The following is a 13982-nucleotide window of genomic DNA, read 5'->3' as shown; positions in this document are numbered from 1 at the left end:
CTGGAATCAGACCTGGGCTCGTCAGGGTTGGTGGGGACGTGGGTGCCATGGGAAGCATCGTGGCTGATGCCACTCTGCCTTCCGGAGGCTAGATCCGACGGTCCTGCCGGATCTCCTCAAGCAGGAGATCCAGCTGACTTGGGGAAATCTCTCCAGCCTCACTCGAAGGGCCTTCGTCCACCTCACTGCGTTGCCAGAGCTCCTCGATGCCACAGAGGCGGGCGGCCAGAGCGCTCAGTCCCCCCTGGGCGTGAAGCTGAAGGAGATGATCGAGCAGCACCGGCATCCGGATCGACTCAGCCCTCAGGGCCCGACGCAGATCGGCCTGAGTGCGTCCCTGGTGGCGCAGCCAGTCCTTGAGGAAGGTCTGGAGATCCTCCAGCTCTTCGCTGCTGAAGGATCCAGGAGCGACGGGTGCCGTGCTGACGGGTGGGGTGCTGTGGTCTGGCATCAACGACCGGGAGGAAACCAGCGATCCAGCTTGCGCCGGGCCCTGGAGCGGATGTCGGGGGTCAGGTGGCGCCCTGTCAGGCCAAGCAATGCCGTGAGCGCGACCAGATCATCGCTGAAGCCGGCTGCGGGGATGAAATCGGGGATGAGATCGAAGGGCAGCAGCAGGTAGGTGAGGGCTGCCAGCATCGTCAACCGAACCTGGCTCGGGGTGTTGCCATCCAGCAGCAGTTCCAGACACTCCAGGGCCGGCAGGGCGATCGCCCTGCCGGCTCGGCGCAACAGGCGTCGCAGCACTCCTTCATCGACGACTGTGCTCTCCAGCACTTCCGCTTCCACGGTGGTCTGATCTCCCGAACCTGAGTCTCCTGTGGAGGAGGACCCGTCGGAGAAATCGGAAAGGCCGGCGTCGGATGGAGCCATAGCTCGCTCTGGGAGCATTGGACACCCCCATCATCGTCAGCTGAGCCTGAGCGGACAAGGACGGTTTCAGTCCTGTTTGGGACGGTGATCCGGCCCTAGCCCGCTTCCACGAGGCCACTCTGGACTCCGGCCTTGCGCAGCTTGCGCAGGGCCCGCTGCACCACCTGACGGCAATACTCACGGCTGCAGCCCAGCTGACGCGCCACTTCGGCGAGGGTGCGCCATTCGTGGCCGCCATCAAGCCCGAAACGCAGCATCACCACCGTGCGCTCCCGGGGGGTGAGGTTCGAGACGTCCAGCAATCTCCACACCGATGCGCTGCGCTCGGCCAGCTCGGCCCGCTCCATGGGGGGCATTTCATCACTCGCCAGCACATCCACCAGCTCGGTGGGATCCGACTTGGATTTGACCACTCCCTGCAGGCTGACCGTGACACTGCGCAGTTCACAGGACAGCAGGTCCTCCACTTCCGTGAGGGGAAGATCCAGGCTGGCGGCCAGTTCCTTCGGTGAGGCGGTCAGTCCGTTGGCCTGCAGAAGGCGTGCCTTGGCGGCACGCAATCTGGTGAGTTTTTCATTCACATTCACCGGGATACGGATCGTGCGGCTCTGGGTGGAGAGGGCACGGTTCAGTCCCTGACGAATCCACCAGTAGGCATAAGTGCTGAATCGGTGACCGCGAGTGGGGTCGTACTTCTCGACGGCCCGCACCAGCCCCAGGGTCCCTTCCTGGATCAGATCGAGAAGATCCAGACCCTTGCCCTGATAACGCTTGGCCAGATTCACCACCAGGCGCAGATTGGCCGTGATCATCTGATCCTTGGCCCGCTCGCCCGTGCGGATGGTGCGGCGCTCCACATCGCTGTACTCACAGGCTTCGCCGTAGCCACCGGCCTGGGCACAACGCTCATTGAGCGCGATCATCGCCTGCACCTTGCGCCCGAGAGTGAGCTCCTGGGATGGGGTGAGCAGTTGATGTCGTCCGATCTCTCCGAGAAAGGCACTCAACGAACTGGCCATGACTCACCTCGAAGCTTTGTTGAATCTAGAGCGGAAATTCAATTGAACCAAAATCACCTGAAAGGCTTCCAACTTCCAACTTGCTTCGGTATTCGGAATTAATTTCGAATGTGGTTTGCAGGACAGAGCTCCGGGACGATCGTCTGCACTGGCGTCTCAGTGCCGCCCCCGGGTCGCTACCGTCATGGCCCCGATCGATCACGGCCCTGGCCATGACTGCCCTGGTTCATCTGCCCGCCGCCCTGGTGCTGCCCACCGGCGTGCTGCCCAGTGCGGCCGTGGCCTATGTCCACTACCTCAGCTTCATGGTCTGCTTCGGAGCCCTGGTGCTGGAACGCCGTCTGATCCGGCCGGATCCCGATCGCTCGGTGGCCATCACCATGGTGATCACTGACATCGTCTACGGGATCGCCGCCCTGCTGGTGCTCCTCAGCGGGATCCTGCGGGTGCTGCACTACGGCCAGGGCAGCAGCTTCTACACCGAGAATCCACTGTTCTGGTGGAAGGTGGGGATGTATCTCAGTGTGGGAGCCCTCTCGCTCTACCCCACAGTCACCTACATCCTCTGGGCCCTGCCCCTGCGCAAGGGCGAGCTGCCCAAGGTGAGCCAGGGGCTGGCCACCCGGCTGGCATGGATTCTCAACATCGAGCTGGTGGGTTTCGCCACCATCCCCCTGCTGGCCACCCTGATGGCCCGCGGTGTGGGTCTGCCGGGCTGAGGGCGCTCAGTGCCCCGCTTCCTTCTGTCACGGCATGGTCGAGGTCGGGCCACCCTTGTCCTGAGCGTCCTGATTCTGGTCGCACCGGTTGCAGCAGGAGAGGAGAGCTGCCCCGTTGCCGACGCCAGCCGTCCTGCCCGACCCGCTCCCCCTACGGCAGAGGTCGAGGCTTCCACCCCGAGCCCAGCAGCAGCCGGGGAGCCCGGAGCCCACGACTACCGGCACGTCCTGGAGGCCACACCGCTGGGCTGGCCACGGCTCGATCGCTGGTGTGTCTGGGTGCAGCCCCTCGGGGAAGAGGGGCCCGGCTCCCGATTCGAGCAGCGCTGGCAGCAGGGCGTCAACGCTGCTCTGACCAGCTGGGCCTCGGAACTCACCCTGGTGAGGGTCAGTGATCCCTCCAGGGCCCAGATCCTGATCCAGCGGCGGCGGCCGCCGCTCCTGGACGCCCAGGGCCGACGTCGGGCCAGCCATGGCCGGGCCCTGCTGGAGCTGCTGGAGGTGCAGCGCCAGGGGACCTGGCGCCTGGAACCCCGTGTGGAGGTGCTGCTCAGCCCCGATCAGCGACTGGACGCCCTTCAGGCCACCGCGCTGCATGAGCTGGGCCACGCCATCGGGCTCTGGGGCCACAGCGATGAGCCCACCGATGCGATGGCGGCCGTACCCGGCGCCAAGCCGGTACTCAGCCTCAGCGCTCGCGATCGGGCCACCGTGCGCTGGCTGTACCGACAACCAAGCCGTTTCGGACTGCCGCCCTAGGGCGTGTGCTGATGGTGTTGATGACCGGGATCCCTGGCCGGATCCACCGGCAGGGCCACAGGCGGGGTCGCCGGTGCGTTCAGCCGCACCAGTCCATGACCTTCGAGTCCGGCCCACCACACACCCATGGTGGTGACCCCAGCGGTGAGCACCCCCATGTTCACCACCGCCGCCGACACCAGTCCCATCGAGACAGCCCCGAGGCTGATCACCCCCATCGGCACCACGCCGATGGCCACCACCCCCATGGGAACGATCCCGATCGAGATGATCCCCAGGGGGGCGACGCCAGTGGCCACGAGCGGCGGTCGGCCTCCGCAGTTGGCGGAGGGGTCCTGGGGCGTGGGAACCAAGGGGCTGGGCGCAAGTGCTCCGACCCTATTCGCGGCTTCAACTCCGGCGCGGAGCGCCACGGCGGGCGGCGAGCACCTCCAGCACCCGCCGCCACTCGACCCCGTGCCGGGCCAGGGCCACCTGGATGTGAAAAATCAGATCGGCCGCTTCACCGGCGATGCCATCGGCCTCGTCGTCCTTGCAGGCCATCACGAACTCGGCACTCTCCTCACCGATCTTCTTGAGGATGCGGTTGTCCCCCCCCTCCAGCAGACGGTTGGTGTAGCTCCCATCGACGGGGTGATCCCGGCGATCCCTGATCTGCCTGGCGAGCTCGGTGCAGGCATCCGCCGGAGGGTCGGCCGACTCCGGCGTGCCGACCGCCTGAGGCGGAACAGCCGTGAAGAAGCAACTGCGCGTGCCCGTGTGGCAGGCCACATCGCCCACCTGCTCCACCGTCAGCAGCAGCACGTCGCTGTCGCAGTCGTAGCGGAGGCCCTTCAGCCGCTGCAGATGACCACTGGTGGCTCCCTTGTGCCACAGCTCGGACCTGGAACGGCTCCAGTAGTGAACCTCGCCCGTGGCCAGGGTCCGCTGGATCGACTCCAGGTTCATCCAGGCCAGCATGAGCACCGCCCCATCGAGCCAGTCCTGGGCGATGGCGGGGATCAGGCCGGCCGCATCGAAGCGCAGCTGATCCAACCAGGGGACTGGATCGGCCCCGATCGGGCTGCGGGGCTGAAATGATGCCTCCAAGGAGGGGAGTCCGGCTGCTGAGATCCTCTCCCATCCCGGCGATGGCCCTGTTCACCTGCTCGAAACAGTTCAGCGGGTATCCCTGCTGCCACCGCCAGTGGAGGCACCCGGGACACTGCCGCTACGTGCATGGCTACAGCCGCAGCTTCACCTGCTGGTTCCGCGCCCGTCAGCTCGATGCCAACGGCTTCGTGGTGGATTTCTCGGGCCTCAAGGAGCTGGAGGTCCGGCTGGCAGGGCAGTTCGACCACACCTTTCTGGTGAATGCCGATGACCCGTTGCTGGAGCACTGGCGCTCGCTGCACGATCTGGGGGCCCTCGACCTGCGCGTGATGGCCAACGTCGGGATGGAGAGCAGCGCCGAGCTGGTCTGGTGCTGGGCCAACGAGCTCCTGCAGGCCCGCGACGACGGCCGCAGCTGCTGCTGGAAGGTGGAGGCGCGCGAGAACGAACGCAACGCCGCCTGCTATGAGGCATCCCCTGCGTGGTTCGACCTGGAGAGGCCGTGACGGGTGTGGAGCGGCTGGCCACCACCTGGGCGCTGTTCCAGGCCTTGCTGGTGGAGGCGATGCCCTTTCTGCTGATCGGGGTGGCTCTCTCCAGTCTGGCCCGCTGGATCAGCCCCGGAGGGCAGTGGGTGCGGGCCCTGCCAGCCCACCCGCTGCTGGGCCCCCTGAGCGGCGCGGCCCTGGGCTTTGCCCTGCCCGCCTGCGAATGCGGCAACGTGCCCATGGCGCGGCATCTCCTGGTGAAAGGGGCACCGATCGCCACCGCCCTGGGGTTTCTGTTCGCGGCTCCGGTGCTCAATCCGATCGTGCTGGCCAGCACCTGGGCCGCCTTTCCTGATCAGCCCTGGCTCCTGGCAGCACGGCCCCTGGGGGCCGTGCTGATCGCCGTGACTCTGGCCACGCTGCTGCGGTTCCTGCCTGAAAGTCAGCTGTTGCAGCCAGCCCTGCTGGAGGAGCGGCGTCTGAGTCAGCCCCTCGGGGAGGTGACCCTGCTGGAGCGGCGCAGTGGCCTGATCGGTGCTCCGGCCAGCGGCTCCACACCAGCCGTGCTGGGATCGAGCCGCCGCCCCCCCCTCGGCCAGGTGCTCTCCCACGGCGGCAGCGAGTTTCTGGAGCTGGCCCTGCTGTTGGTGATGGGTTGTGCCATCGCCGCCCTGGTTCAGACCCTCGTGCCCCGCCAGTGGCTGATCGCGGTGGGGGGCGCCCCCACCCTCTCGATCCTGAGCCTGATGCTGCTCAGCCTGGTGGTGTCCGTGTGCTCCAGCGTGGATGCCTTTCTGGCCCTGGGATTTGCGGCTCAGGTCACCCCCGGGGCGGTGCTGGCCTTCCTGCTGCTGGGGCCGGTGATGGACCTCAAGCTGGTGGGTCTGTTCGGCATCCTGCTGCGGCCGCGCGCCATCCTGCTCACGGCCGGGGCGGCGTCCCTGGTGGTCTTGCTGATCGGTCAATGGGTCAATCTGGTCCTGCTCTGAGCCATCAACGGCTCAAGGCCCTGGCTCTGGGCCTTTGGGGCCTCGCGCTGCTGCAGAGCGCCCTGAGCGGACGCCTCGATCTGCTCCTGAGGTCGGTCTTTCATCCACTCGTCTGGGGCAGCGGGATCCTGCTGCTGCTGCTGGCCGCGGTGGAGATGAGCGGCCGCTGGCGGAACGACAGCCGCAGGAGCGGGCGCATGACTTCTCTGCTGAGCATCGGTGCGGCACTGGCGGTGATGGTCCTGCCCCCCCGCCCCTCCTTCTCCGGTCTGGCCGCCAACCGCCAGGCCAACCTGCTGGAGGAGCCCGGCCTGAGCTTCGTGCTCCCCCCCGCCCAGCGCAGCCTCACCGACTGGGTGCGCCTGCTGCGCAGCGATCCGGATCCGGATCTCTACGCCGGAGATGCGGTGCGGATCAGCGGCTTTGTGCTGCCGGTGCCCGGTGAGGACCCTCACCTCGCCCGTCTGCTGGTGCGCTGTTGCCTGGTGGATGCCGTGCCGGTGGGGCTGCCGGTGCGCTGGCCCGCCGGTCAGCCCAGCCCCCGGGCTGACCAGTGGCTGCGCCTGGAGGGGGTGATGGTGAGCGAATCGGTGGGAGGCCGCCAACGCAGCGTGGTGGAAGCCCGGCGGGTGGAGCCGATCCCCAGGCCCCGCCAACCGCTGGAGCCATGAGGGTGTCTCCACTGCACTGGTGGCGCCGGCAGAAGCGCCTGAGAGTGATGCTGATCGTCGCTGTGGCCGTGGCTCTGCTGCAGCAGCAACTGCTCTGGCACCGGCCCCCACGCCTGCTGGAGCTGCGCCAGGCCAGCGCCAGCTCCGGACCGGCGGCTCTGAGCTTGCGCTTCAGTCGGCCGATGCGGGCTCCCAGCGTGGCCACGAGCAGCCAGCTGCAACCGCCCCTGCCCTTCAGCATCCAGGGGGAGGGCAATCCGCTGCTGCTGCTGCCCGCCGTCGGGACCCGCATTGAAGAACCCCTGCAGTTGCGGCTGGAGGGGCGCGACCAGCGGGGGCTGTCCCTTCCCCCCCAGCGCTGGTTCTGGGATCCCCGCCCCGATCTGCTGGCCGTGGTGCCCGTGCCCGGAGGCGAGCAGGTGCGACTTCGCACAGCCGGGGGGGCCTGGAGGCCCCTGACTCCCGTATGGCCCTCCATCCCCCAGACCGTGGCCCTCGGCGATGGCTCGGGTCTTGGAGTCGTCAGCCGCGACCTGCAGGGGGGCCATCGGGTCTGGAAGCTCGAACTGAAGCGCCGGCACCTGGCCCCACGCTCCAGCGAACTGGCTCCAGCCCAGGTTGGGGCCCTGGAAGCCTTCAGTTCCGAGAGCTTTGTGTTCGCCAATTTGAGCAGCAACGCCAGCGGCGATCTGCTGGTGCAGGCGGCCGCCCAGGCCCAGGGGCCTGAGCCCCCGCAGGAGGAGGTGGTGCTGTGGGAGCGCAACGGCAGCCGTCGCCGTCTGGAGCTGGACCCCCGCGGGCCGATTGCCCTGGTGCCCCAGGGGGGAGCGCTGGTGGTGCCCGAGGCCGATGGCCTGGCGCTGAGGACCCTTCCCCCACGTCCGGAGCGCCGCCAACTGCTGCCGGGCAGCCGCGATCTCAGCAGTTTCTGCCCCGTCGCGGGCCGGGCCCTGCTCAGCCGCCACTGGCCCGACTTCCGCCGCTCCCTGGAGCTGGTGGAGCCGGCCCAGGCGCCCAGAACCCTCTGGCTGGGGCCGGAGGCTCTGCTGGCCAGTGCCTGCTCCAGGGGAGGCGAGCGGGTCTGGGCCCTGCTGCTCGATGGAATCGAGCGGCCCGAGCTAACCATCCTCGCCCTCCGCCGCGGGGGCGGCGAACGGCGGCAACGCCTGGAGGGCTGGGAACTGGAGCCGGGCACCGGCCTGAGCTACGACCCCACCACCGACCGCTTGCTGCTGGCCCTGCGACCCCTGCAAAGCTCAAAACCGGCGCCGGGCACCTCCCGAGCGGAACCCCAGGCTGCCCTGATCGATGCCACCAGCCTGGAGCTGACCCTTCTCAAGGGTCCGGTGCGACAGGTGAGCTGGCTCTCACCGGGCTGACCCTCGGCGGTGCAGCACCAGGGGCAGCAGCAGCAGGCTCAGCACGCCGATCAGGGGCCCGGGAGGCAGGTTGATGGCTGGCTGGATCGCCAGCAGAAAGCCACTGCCGGCCAGCAAGGAACCGATCAGCGCCCCCCGCAGCAGAGCCTGGCGCAGGCTGATCGCCCCCTCCAGGGCCAGCAGAGCCGGCGCCCCCATCAAAGCAATCACCAGAACCACCCCCACGGCTGTCATCGCGCTCACCACCGTCAGGGCGGTCACAAGGGTGAGCAGCAGGCGCAGGCGTCCCACCGCCAGCCCGGAGCTGGCTGCCCCCAGAGGGTCCACACCGAGAAACACCAGCTGGCGGTAGCGGAACGCCAGCAGCACCAGCACCGCCAACAGCGACAGGCCGGTGCGCAGCAGATCCGGTAGTCCAGCCGCGAGCAGATCACCGAAGAGCACGGCTTCGAGGTTCACCCGGATGCGCAGCAGCGGAATCAGCAGCACCCCAAGACCCAGAAATCCGGCCAGCACCGTGTTCAGCACCGCCTCATCGCCACGGCCGCCGGAGCTGGCGGGCCGGCTGAACCGCTCCGCCAGCAGGGCGCCAGCCACCCCGCTCACCACACCACCCAGACCTGGATCGAGGCCCAGCGCCAGCGCCACCGCCAGACCGGGCAGCACCGCATGGGAGATGAGGTTGGCCTGGAACAGTCGCCCCTGCACCAGCAGAAGGGTGCCCGCCAGGGGGCAGAGCAGGCCGCTGAGCAAGGCCAGGGCCAGTGGCAGTATCCACCAGCTCGCGCTCATCGGGCTGCCACTGGGCGAAAGAACGGGGCCGGTCTGCATAAGATCCCGGCCAGGGGCCCGAACAGACACCGATGGATTCCGAGGCGGCCACCCAGCAACTCAACGCCAAACAGGTGAGCGTCCTGGCGATGTTGCGCGAGAGCCCCGAGGAGCTCTCCGGGCAGGACCTGCATCAGCGCCTGCGTCTCAACGGCCAGCCGATCGGGCTGGCCACGGTCTACCGGCACCTGCGCCAGCTCCAGCGCCTGGGACTGGCCCGCTGCCGCCACCTCCCCAGCGGCGAGGCCCTCTATGCCCCCCGGGAGCGGGACACCCACCACCTCAGGCCGCGTCCCTTTGCGTGGTGTAAAACCCGAGGCCCGAATGCCCTAGTCAGAGGGTGAACAGGGTGGAATGACGGGCTGTCATTCCGGAGGTGCAGATGCGCCTCGTTCAATCACGATGAATCAGGACGAATGACTTGTCAAGTCTTTCGTCAGCTTGCGGATGTGTTGTGAGTTGGAGTGACTTCTGCGGCCTGGAGGTGGCAGCGGCCGGCCCCCGGGCTGCGATCAAGGCCGCTGCGCCCTCTGGGGGCGCTGCAGCCTCGATCACCTGGGGCCTGCGTCCTGCCTCTCTCAGGTGCTGAGGGCCTGGAGAGCAGGGATGGCATCCAGCTCCGGGATGGTCGCCATGCTCTCGGCTGAGAACATGCGCCGGCCCTCCAGCTGCCAGTGCTCGTGCTGCTCCAGCAGTACCGCGCCCACCAGGCGGGTGATCGACGCGTCGTTGGGGAAGATGCCGACGACCCTGGTGCGGCGTTTGATTTCCTCGTTGACCCGCTCGAGCAGGTTGGTGCTCCAGATCTTGCGCCAGTGGTCCTTGGGGAAGTGGCGGAACGCCAGCACGTCCTCCTTGGCCTCATGCATCAGCGCAGCGGCCTTGGGGAAGCGCTCCGCCAGCGAGGCCGCCAGATCATCCCAGCGGGACTCGATCTCTTCCGCGCTCTCCTGAGCGAACACGCTGCGCAGGGCGGCGGTGACCATGCCCTGGTGAGCCTTGGGAACGCACTGCAGCAGGTTGCGGGCAAAGTGGACCCGGCAGCGCTGCCAGACGCTGCCCTGCAGCTGCCGTCGGATGGCCTTGGTGAGTCCGCTGTGGGCGTCAGAGATCACCAGCTTGACGCCAGCGAGGCCTCGCTCCTTGAGGTGGGCGATGAACTCCGCCCAGAAGGGCTCGCTCTCGCTGTCGCCCACCTTGAGGCCCAGCAACTCCCGGCGCCCGTCCTCGTTCACCCCCATGGCGACGACGACGGCGCGGGAGCAGACCTGCTGAGCCTTGCCCAGCCGCCCCTTGAGGTAGGTGGCATCGAGGTAGACGTAGGCGTAGCCGCTGCTCTCCAGCGGCCGGCCCAGGAACGCCTGCACCTGCTGGTCGATCTCCTGACAGATGCGACTCACCTGCGACTTGGAGATGCCGCTCTGGGAGCCGAGCGCCGCCACCAGGGCATCGACCTTGCGGGTCGAGACCCCACCGATGTAAGCCTCCATGATCACCGCGTACAGGGCCTGATCAACCCGGCGGCGGGGTTCGAGGATCGAGGGGAGGAAGCTGCCCGCGCGCAGTTTCGGGATCTGCAGTGCCAGATCCCCCACCTGGGTGGTCAGGGTGCGAGGCCGGTAGCCGTTGCGGTGGCCGAGCCGCTCCTCGGTGCGCTCGTGCCAGTCCGCACCGAGGAAGGCAGCGAGCTCCAGCTCGATCAGCTGCTGCAGGCCGTGGCGTGCCAGTTCAGGGATCAGCTCCCCGGCACTGCTGCCATCGAGTAGCGAGGCCAGCTCAGGTACGGCAGCATGGGTCTTGGGCATGGTCTGTCTGGTTGAGGTGGTTCTCAAACCAGGGAAACGGGCCTGCCCACCCCTTGCAACGTCAGCCGTGGAGCCGATCGCCTGAGGTGCGGACGCTCAGCCCGGCTACGCCGGGCTGAGGCCCTGGGGATTTACACCACTGCCGGGGACGCCAGCCCACCTCACCTGCGTGTCCTGCGGCCTGACGCTGCCTCTGGATCACTGTCCGATGCATGGCATCCAGCCCCAACCCGAGGCGGCCCATGGCTTCGAGCTGCTCTTTCACACCCTGGAATACTTCGGCCGCTGCTCCAGCTGCCGCCAATCCGCCACGGCGGACCCCTGAGGACTCACGCATCAGCCGCAGCAATGGTTCCCCAGTCGCAGGTCCCCCAGCGAGTGACGCACCGAAGCCGGGGGGCCATCGGCCAGGAGCCGGCGGTCGATGACCAGCACGCGGTCATACGCGTCGAGATCATGGCCCCAGTCGTGGCTGCTCACCAGCAGGGTGAAGCCGGCATCTCTTAACTGGCCCATCACCTGCAGCAGCTGGGTACGGGAGGGAGGATCGATTGCCGCGCAGGGTTCGTCCAGCAGCAGCACCGAGGCGGGCTGCACCAGCAGGCGGGCCAGCAGGGCCCGTTGCTGCTGGCCGCCGGAAAGCTGATCGAGGCGGCGTGAGGCCAGGCCATCGATCCCAACCCGCTGCAGGGCCGCCTCCACGGCGCAGCAGCCGGGCCGGGCCGACATCAGCCGGCCGAGGCCCACCAGCTCACGCACGCTGATCGGGAACTGCCAGGCAATCTCACCCCGCTGGGGCATCAAGGCCAGCTGGCGCCGGGCCAGACGGGGGGTGAGCGGCTCACCATCGAGCAGAAGTTCACCGGAGACCAGGGGGATCTGGCCTTCGATCGCCTGGAGCAGGGTGCTCTTGCCGGCGCCATTGGGCCCCACCAGGGCGGTGAGCGTGCCGGGCTCGAGCCGAAAGCTGATGTCCTCCAGGGCCAGCCCCTCTCCACGGCGCACGCTGAGATGACGAGCCTCGAGGGCCATCGGCGCCGGCAGCGGCAGAACGTAGAGGCAACCTACCGAGAAGCGAGAGGTGATCCAGCTGTCGGGCCCGCGGAAGGCAGCGGCAGAAATGAGAACTGTTATCGTTTCCGGTCTCTGCCTGTGGCCCTTGGTGCAGCTCTCCGGATTCCGGTTTGACCGCCCTCGCAACCCGAACATCCCGGCTCTGCTCCTGGTCTGCGGCGGACTCTGGCTCTCACTGCAGGCCTGCGGCCAGGGACCGGGCGGCTCAGCCCCCGCGGGCCAGCCCCCCGGCCAGCCTCAGGTGGTGGCCGCCGATGGTGTGCTCTGCGATCTCACCCAGAGGCTGGCCGCCGGCAAGCTGGCCGTGAGCTGCCTGCTGCAACCCGCCGATGATCCCCACGACTTTCGGATCAGACCTGACCAGAAGGCCCAGATCACCGGCGCCAGCCTGCTGCTGATCAGTGGCTTCGGCCTCACCCCTGCCCTGGAGCCCCTGCCTGGAGCGGTGGCCGTGTCCGAGCAAGCCGTGCCCCAGCCCCTCAGGCTCACGCCGGCCGACGGCCATCCCGCCGGCGACCACGACCACGGGGCTGGACATGACCACGGTGACTTCGACCCCCATGTGTGGCACGACCCGCGTCAGGCTGCAGCCATGGCGGTGGTGATCGCGAGCCAGCTCAGCCGCCTCGATCCCCCCGCAGCCGAGGCCATCCAGCGGCGTTCCCGGGCGATGGCCGAGCAGCTCGGCCGCCTCGATGGCTGGAACCGGATCCAGTTCAGCACCCTTCCCAGGCCCTGGCCTCCTCTGGCCAGCAGCCACCGCGCCTTTGCCAGCCTGGCCCGGACCTACGGCCTCGAGGAGATGCCTCTGGTGGATGCCACCAGCAGCAGCGATGCACTGCGGCCGGAAGGATTCCGCCAGGTGATCGAGGCTCTCAAGGCCGGCTCCACGCCTCGGCTGTTCGCCGAGCAGACCCCTCCGGCCAGGGCCCTCCAGCGCATCAGTGAACTCAGCGGCGTGCCGATCGCCCCGGTGCCCCTGGCCGCCGATGGTCTGGCGATGGGCCCCGATGGTCCGCTCAGCCTGATGGCCACCCTTGTGCGCAACACCTGCACAATCGTCGAGGGCTGGGGTGGCCGCTGCGACCGCAAGGGCGGCGAGTCCCTGATTCAGGCCTGGGCGCGGATCAGTTGAGACCCGCCCGGGTGCCATTGGTCACACCACCTGGAGTCTGTGGTGGGCCGAGGATGAGTGGGCCGTTCCTCGCCATGGCCTCCCCACCGGATTCAGGACCCCAGCGCCTTTGGAGGCGGCGTGAGCTGCTGCCGCTCGGCGCCGCCGCCCTGGGTGTTGGGCTGGGGGGACTGCTGCTGCGACGAGGTGGCTCCCCCGGCTGGACGGAGAACGCAGCCACGCCGCAGCCGCCGGCGCCGGGCGGATTGCGGGAGTTCGAGGCAGGCCGTGTTCTCTGGGAGAACGGCCGCCGGGTGCGTGAGTTCGATCTCACGGCCAGCACCACCCTGCTGCAGCTCAACCCGGCGGTGACCTTCAAGGCCTGGGCCGTGAACGGTCGGGTGCCGGGGCCCACCCTGCGCGCCCGGGCCGGTGACCGATTGCGCATCCGCTTCCGCAACGAGGACAGCACCTCCCACAGCCTTCACTTCCACGGTGTCCACCCGGCGGATATGGATGGCATCCGCCCGGTGCGCCGCGGTGGCAGCACGGTCTACGAATTCGACGCGGAATCCTTCGGCCTGTACCCCTACCACTGTCATGTGGCGCCGGTGACGCGCCATGTGAGCAAGGGTCTCTACGGGCTGCTGATTGTGGATCCCCCGTCCCCCCGTCCAGCGGCTGACGAGATGGTGCTGGTGATGGGTGGTTATGACCTCAAGGGCCGGGGCCGCAACGATCTCTATGCCTTCAATGGCCGTCCCAATCTGTATCGCGATCAACCCATCACCATCGTCCAGGGACAACGGGTTCGCCTCTATCTCCTGAACATGGTGGAGTGGGATGGTCCGTTGACCTTTCATCTGCATGCCAACCTCTTCGACGTGTTCAGAGGTGGCTTCTCCACCAGTCGCGATGACATCACCGACGTGATCACGATGGGAATGGCCGAGCGCCATATCCTGGAGTTCACCTACCGCGATCCAGGCCTCTACATGTTTCATCCCCATCAGGATCAGATCGCCGAGCGTGGCTGCATGGGTCACTTCCGCGTTGTGCCCGGCGGCCTGTGACTTTGGTCACTGGGGCCCGTCTCATCTGATCGGTTGGACCACCGGCTCACCATCACGATGGGGCGAGCAAGCCGAGACCCTCGTGATTGACAGGCG

At 67.9% G+C, this 13982-nt stretch carries 16 protein-coding genes and 1 pseudogene; 9 read left to right on the top strand and 8 right to left on the bottom strand.

Annotated features, from left to right (window positions below; genetic code table 11):
* Positions 1-88: 88 nt before the first annotated feature.
* From I1E95_RS00380 to I1E95_RS00370, 3 genes are all read right to left on the bottom strand, one after another.
* The gene (locus I1E95_RS00380) at positions 89-451 is read right to left on the bottom strand and encodes a hypothetical protein (RefSeq protein ID WP_197164359.1); all 363 of its coding nucleotides are present in this window, start codon (positions 449-451) and stop codon (positions 89-91) included.
* Positions 451-873, bottom strand: coding sequence for a YkvA family protein (locus tag I1E95_RS00375; protein ID WP_231594741.1), 423 nt, complete (start codon positions 871-873; stop codon positions 451-453). Before I1E95_RS00375 ends, I1E95_RS00380 begins: the two co-directional genes overlap by 1 nt.
* 95 nt (positions 874-968) lie before the next feature.
* Positions 969-1892, bottom strand: a complete 924-nt coding sequence (locus I1E95_RS00370; RefSeq protein WP_197164357.1) for a sigma-70 family RNA polymerase sigma factor — start codon at positions 1890-1892, stop codon at positions 969-971.
* Positions 1893-2104: 212 nt separating this feature from the next.
* On the opposite strand from I1E95_RS00370, the gene I1E95_RS00365 reads away from it, so the two are divergent.
* Together I1E95_RS00365 and I1E95_RS00360 are read left to right on the top strand one after the other, a co-directional pair.
* Complete coding sequence (locus I1E95_RS00365; protein ID WP_197164355.1) at positions 2105-2611, top strand: DUF2214 family protein; 507 nt, start codon at positions 2105-2107, stop codon at positions 2609-2611.
* 9 nt (positions 2612-2620) lie between these two features.
* On the top strand, positions 2621-3370 hold the full coding sequence (locus I1E95_RS00360) for a matrixin family metalloprotease (protein WP_231594740.1): 750 nt from the start codon (positions 2621-2623) through the stop codon (positions 3368-3370).
* Here the strand turns inward: I1E95_RS00360 and I1E95_RS00355 are convergent.
* Both I1E95_RS00355 and hisIE read right to left on the bottom strand, forming a co-directional pair.
* On the bottom strand, positions 3367-3723 hold the full coding sequence (locus tag I1E95_RS00355; protein ID WP_370594562.1) for a hypothetical protein: 357 nt from the start codon (positions 3721-3723) through the stop codon (positions 3367-3369). The genes I1E95_RS00360 and I1E95_RS00355 overlap by 4 nt on opposite strands.
* A 37-nt stretch (positions 3724-3760) precedes the next feature.
* On the bottom strand, positions 3761-4459 hold the full coding sequence (hisIE, locus tag I1E95_RS00350) for a bifunctional phosphoribosyl-AMP cyclohydrolase/phosphoribosyl-ATP diphosphatase HisIE (protein WP_370594561.1): 699 nt from the start codon (positions 4457-4459) through the stop codon (positions 3761-3763).
* Positions 4460-4500: 41 nt separating this feature from the next.
* Here hisIE and I1E95_RS00345 point away from each other — a divergent pair, with 41 nt between their 5' ends.
* The 4 genes from I1E95_RS00345 to I1E95_RS00330 are packed head-to-tail and all read left to right on the top strand — an operon-like array spanning position 4501 to position 7989.
* Positions 4501-4968: a 6-carboxytetrahydropterin synthase gene (locus I1E95_RS00345; protein WP_197164353.1), complete on the top strand. Its 468-nt coding sequence runs from the start codon at positions 4501-4503 to the stop codon at positions 4966-4968.
* A 5-nt stretch (positions 4969-4973) separates the two neighbouring features.
* Positions 4974-5939 carry a permease gene (locus I1E95_RS00340; RefSeq protein ID WP_197166878.1) on the top strand — a complete coding sequence of 322 codons (966 nt, stop codon included), beginning with the start codon at positions 4974-4976 and terminating at the stop codon, positions 5937-5939.
* Entirely contained in the window at positions 5915-6610 is a 696-nt protein-coding gene (locus I1E95_RS00335) for a TIGR03943 family protein (RefSeq protein ID WP_197164351.1), read from the top strand. Before I1E95_RS00340 ends, I1E95_RS00335 begins: the two co-directional genes overlap by 25 nt.
* A complete protein-coding gene (locus I1E95_RS00330; RefSeq protein WP_197164349.1) occupies positions 6607-7989 on the top strand; it encodes a hypothetical protein in 1383 nt (460 codons plus the stop codon). Before I1E95_RS00335 ends, I1E95_RS00330 begins: the two co-directional genes overlap by 4 nt.
* On the opposite strand, the gene I1E95_RS00325 is transcribed toward I1E95_RS00330, so the two are convergent.
* Entirely contained in the window at positions 7978-8781 is an 804-nt protein-coding gene (locus tag I1E95_RS00325) for a metal ABC transporter permease (RefSeq protein WP_197164348.1), read from the bottom strand. The two genes, I1E95_RS00330 and I1E95_RS00325, sit on opposite strands and share 12 nt — an antisense overlap.
* A 71-nt stretch (positions 8782-8852) precedes the next feature.
* Here I1E95_RS00325 and I1E95_RS00320 point away from each other — a divergent pair.
* Positions 8853-9104 (top strand): annotated as a pseudogene (locus I1E95_RS00320) (transcriptional repressor); the annotation flags it as partial.
* A 294-nt stretch (positions 9105-9398) separates the two neighbouring features.
* Here the strand turns inward: I1E95_RS00320 and I1E95_RS00315 are convergent.
* A complete protein-coding gene (locus I1E95_RS00315; RefSeq protein ID WP_197161492.1) occupies positions 9399-10625 on the bottom strand; it encodes an IS256 family transposase in 1227 nt (408 codons plus the stop codon).
* A 336-nt stretch (positions 10626-10961) separates the two neighbouring features.
* Entirely contained in the window at positions 10962-11657 is a 696-nt protein-coding gene (locus tag I1E95_RS00310; RefSeq protein WP_197164346.1) for a metal ABC transporter ATP-binding protein, read from the bottom strand.
* Between the two features lie 130 nt (positions 11658-11787).
* Here I1E95_RS00310 and I1E95_RS00305 point away from each other — a divergent pair, with 130 nt between their 5' ends.
* Both I1E95_RS00305 and I1E95_RS00300 read left to right on the top strand, forming a co-directional pair.
* On the top strand, positions 11788-12834 hold the full coding sequence (locus I1E95_RS00305) for a metal ABC transporter substrate-binding protein (RefSeq protein WP_231595012.1): 1047 nt from the start codon (positions 11788-11790) through the stop codon (positions 12832-12834).
* A gap of 74 nt (positions 12835-12908) precedes the next feature.
* On the top strand, positions 12909-13886 hold the full coding sequence (locus I1E95_RS00300) for a multicopper oxidase domain-containing protein (RefSeq protein ID WP_231594739.1): 978 nt from the start codon (positions 12909-12911) through the stop codon (positions 13884-13886).
* Positions 13887-13982: the final 96 nt, after the last annotated feature.

Origin of the sequence: Synechococcus sp. CBW1107 (genome assembly GCF_015841355.1) — a bacterium.
GTDB lineage: Bacteria > Cyanobacteriota > Cyanobacteriia > PCC-6307 > Cyanobiaceae > Regnicoccus_A.
Note: the sequence above shows the minus strand (reverse complement) of the source record. Positions and strands in the feature narration are given on the sequence as shown.

What these genes read in the sequence shown, in the direction of transcription:
- I1E95_RS00310 (WP_197164346.1), bottom strand. Translation starts at nt 11,657, where the DNA reads ATGGCCCTCGAGGCTCGTCATCTCAGCGTGCGCCGTGGAGAGGGGCTG.
- I1E95_RS00380 (WP_197164359.1), bottom strand. Translation starts at nt 451, where the DNA reads ATGCCAGACCACAGCACCCCACCCGTCAGCACGGCACCCGTCGCTCCT.
- I1E95_RS00325 (WP_197164348.1), bottom strand. Translation starts at nt 8,781, where the DNA reads ATGAGCGCGAGCTGGTGGATACTGCCACTGGCCCTGGCCTTGCTCAGC.
- I1E95_RS00375 (WP_231594741.1), bottom strand. Translation starts at nt 873, where the DNA reads ATGGCTCCATCCGACGCCGGCCTTTCCGATTTCTCCGACGGGTCCTCC.
- I1E95_RS00330 (WP_197164349.1), top strand. Translation starts at nt 6,607, where the DNA reads ATGAGGGTGTCTCCACTGCACTGGTGGCGCCGGCAGAAGCGCCTGAGA.
- I1E95_RS00370 (WP_197164357.1), bottom strand. Translation starts at nt 1,892, where the DNA reads ATGGCCAGTTCGTTGAGTGCCTTTCTCGGAGAGATCGGACGACATCAA.
- I1E95_RS00300 (WP_231594739.1), top strand. Translation starts at nt 12,909, where the DNA reads ATGGCCTCCCCACCGGATTCAGGACCCCAGCGCCTTTGGAGGCGGCGT.
- I1E95_RS00315 (WP_197161492.1), bottom strand. Translation starts at nt 10,625, where the DNA reads ATGCCCAAGACCCATGCTGCCGTACCTGAGCTGGCCTCGCTACTCGAT.
- I1E95_RS00365 (WP_197164355.1), top strand. Translation starts at nt 2,105, where the DNA reads ATGACTGCCCTGGTTCATCTGCCCGCCGCCCTGGTGCTGCCCACCGGC.
- I1E95_RS00335 (WP_197164351.1), top strand. Translation starts at nt 5,915, where the DNA reads ATGGGTCAATCTGGTCCTGCTCTGAGCCATCAACGGCTCAAGGCCCTG.
- I1E95_RS00345 (WP_197164353.1), top strand. Translation starts at nt 4,501, where the DNA reads ATGGCCCTGTTCACCTGCTCGAAACAGTTCAGCGGGTATCCCTGCTGC.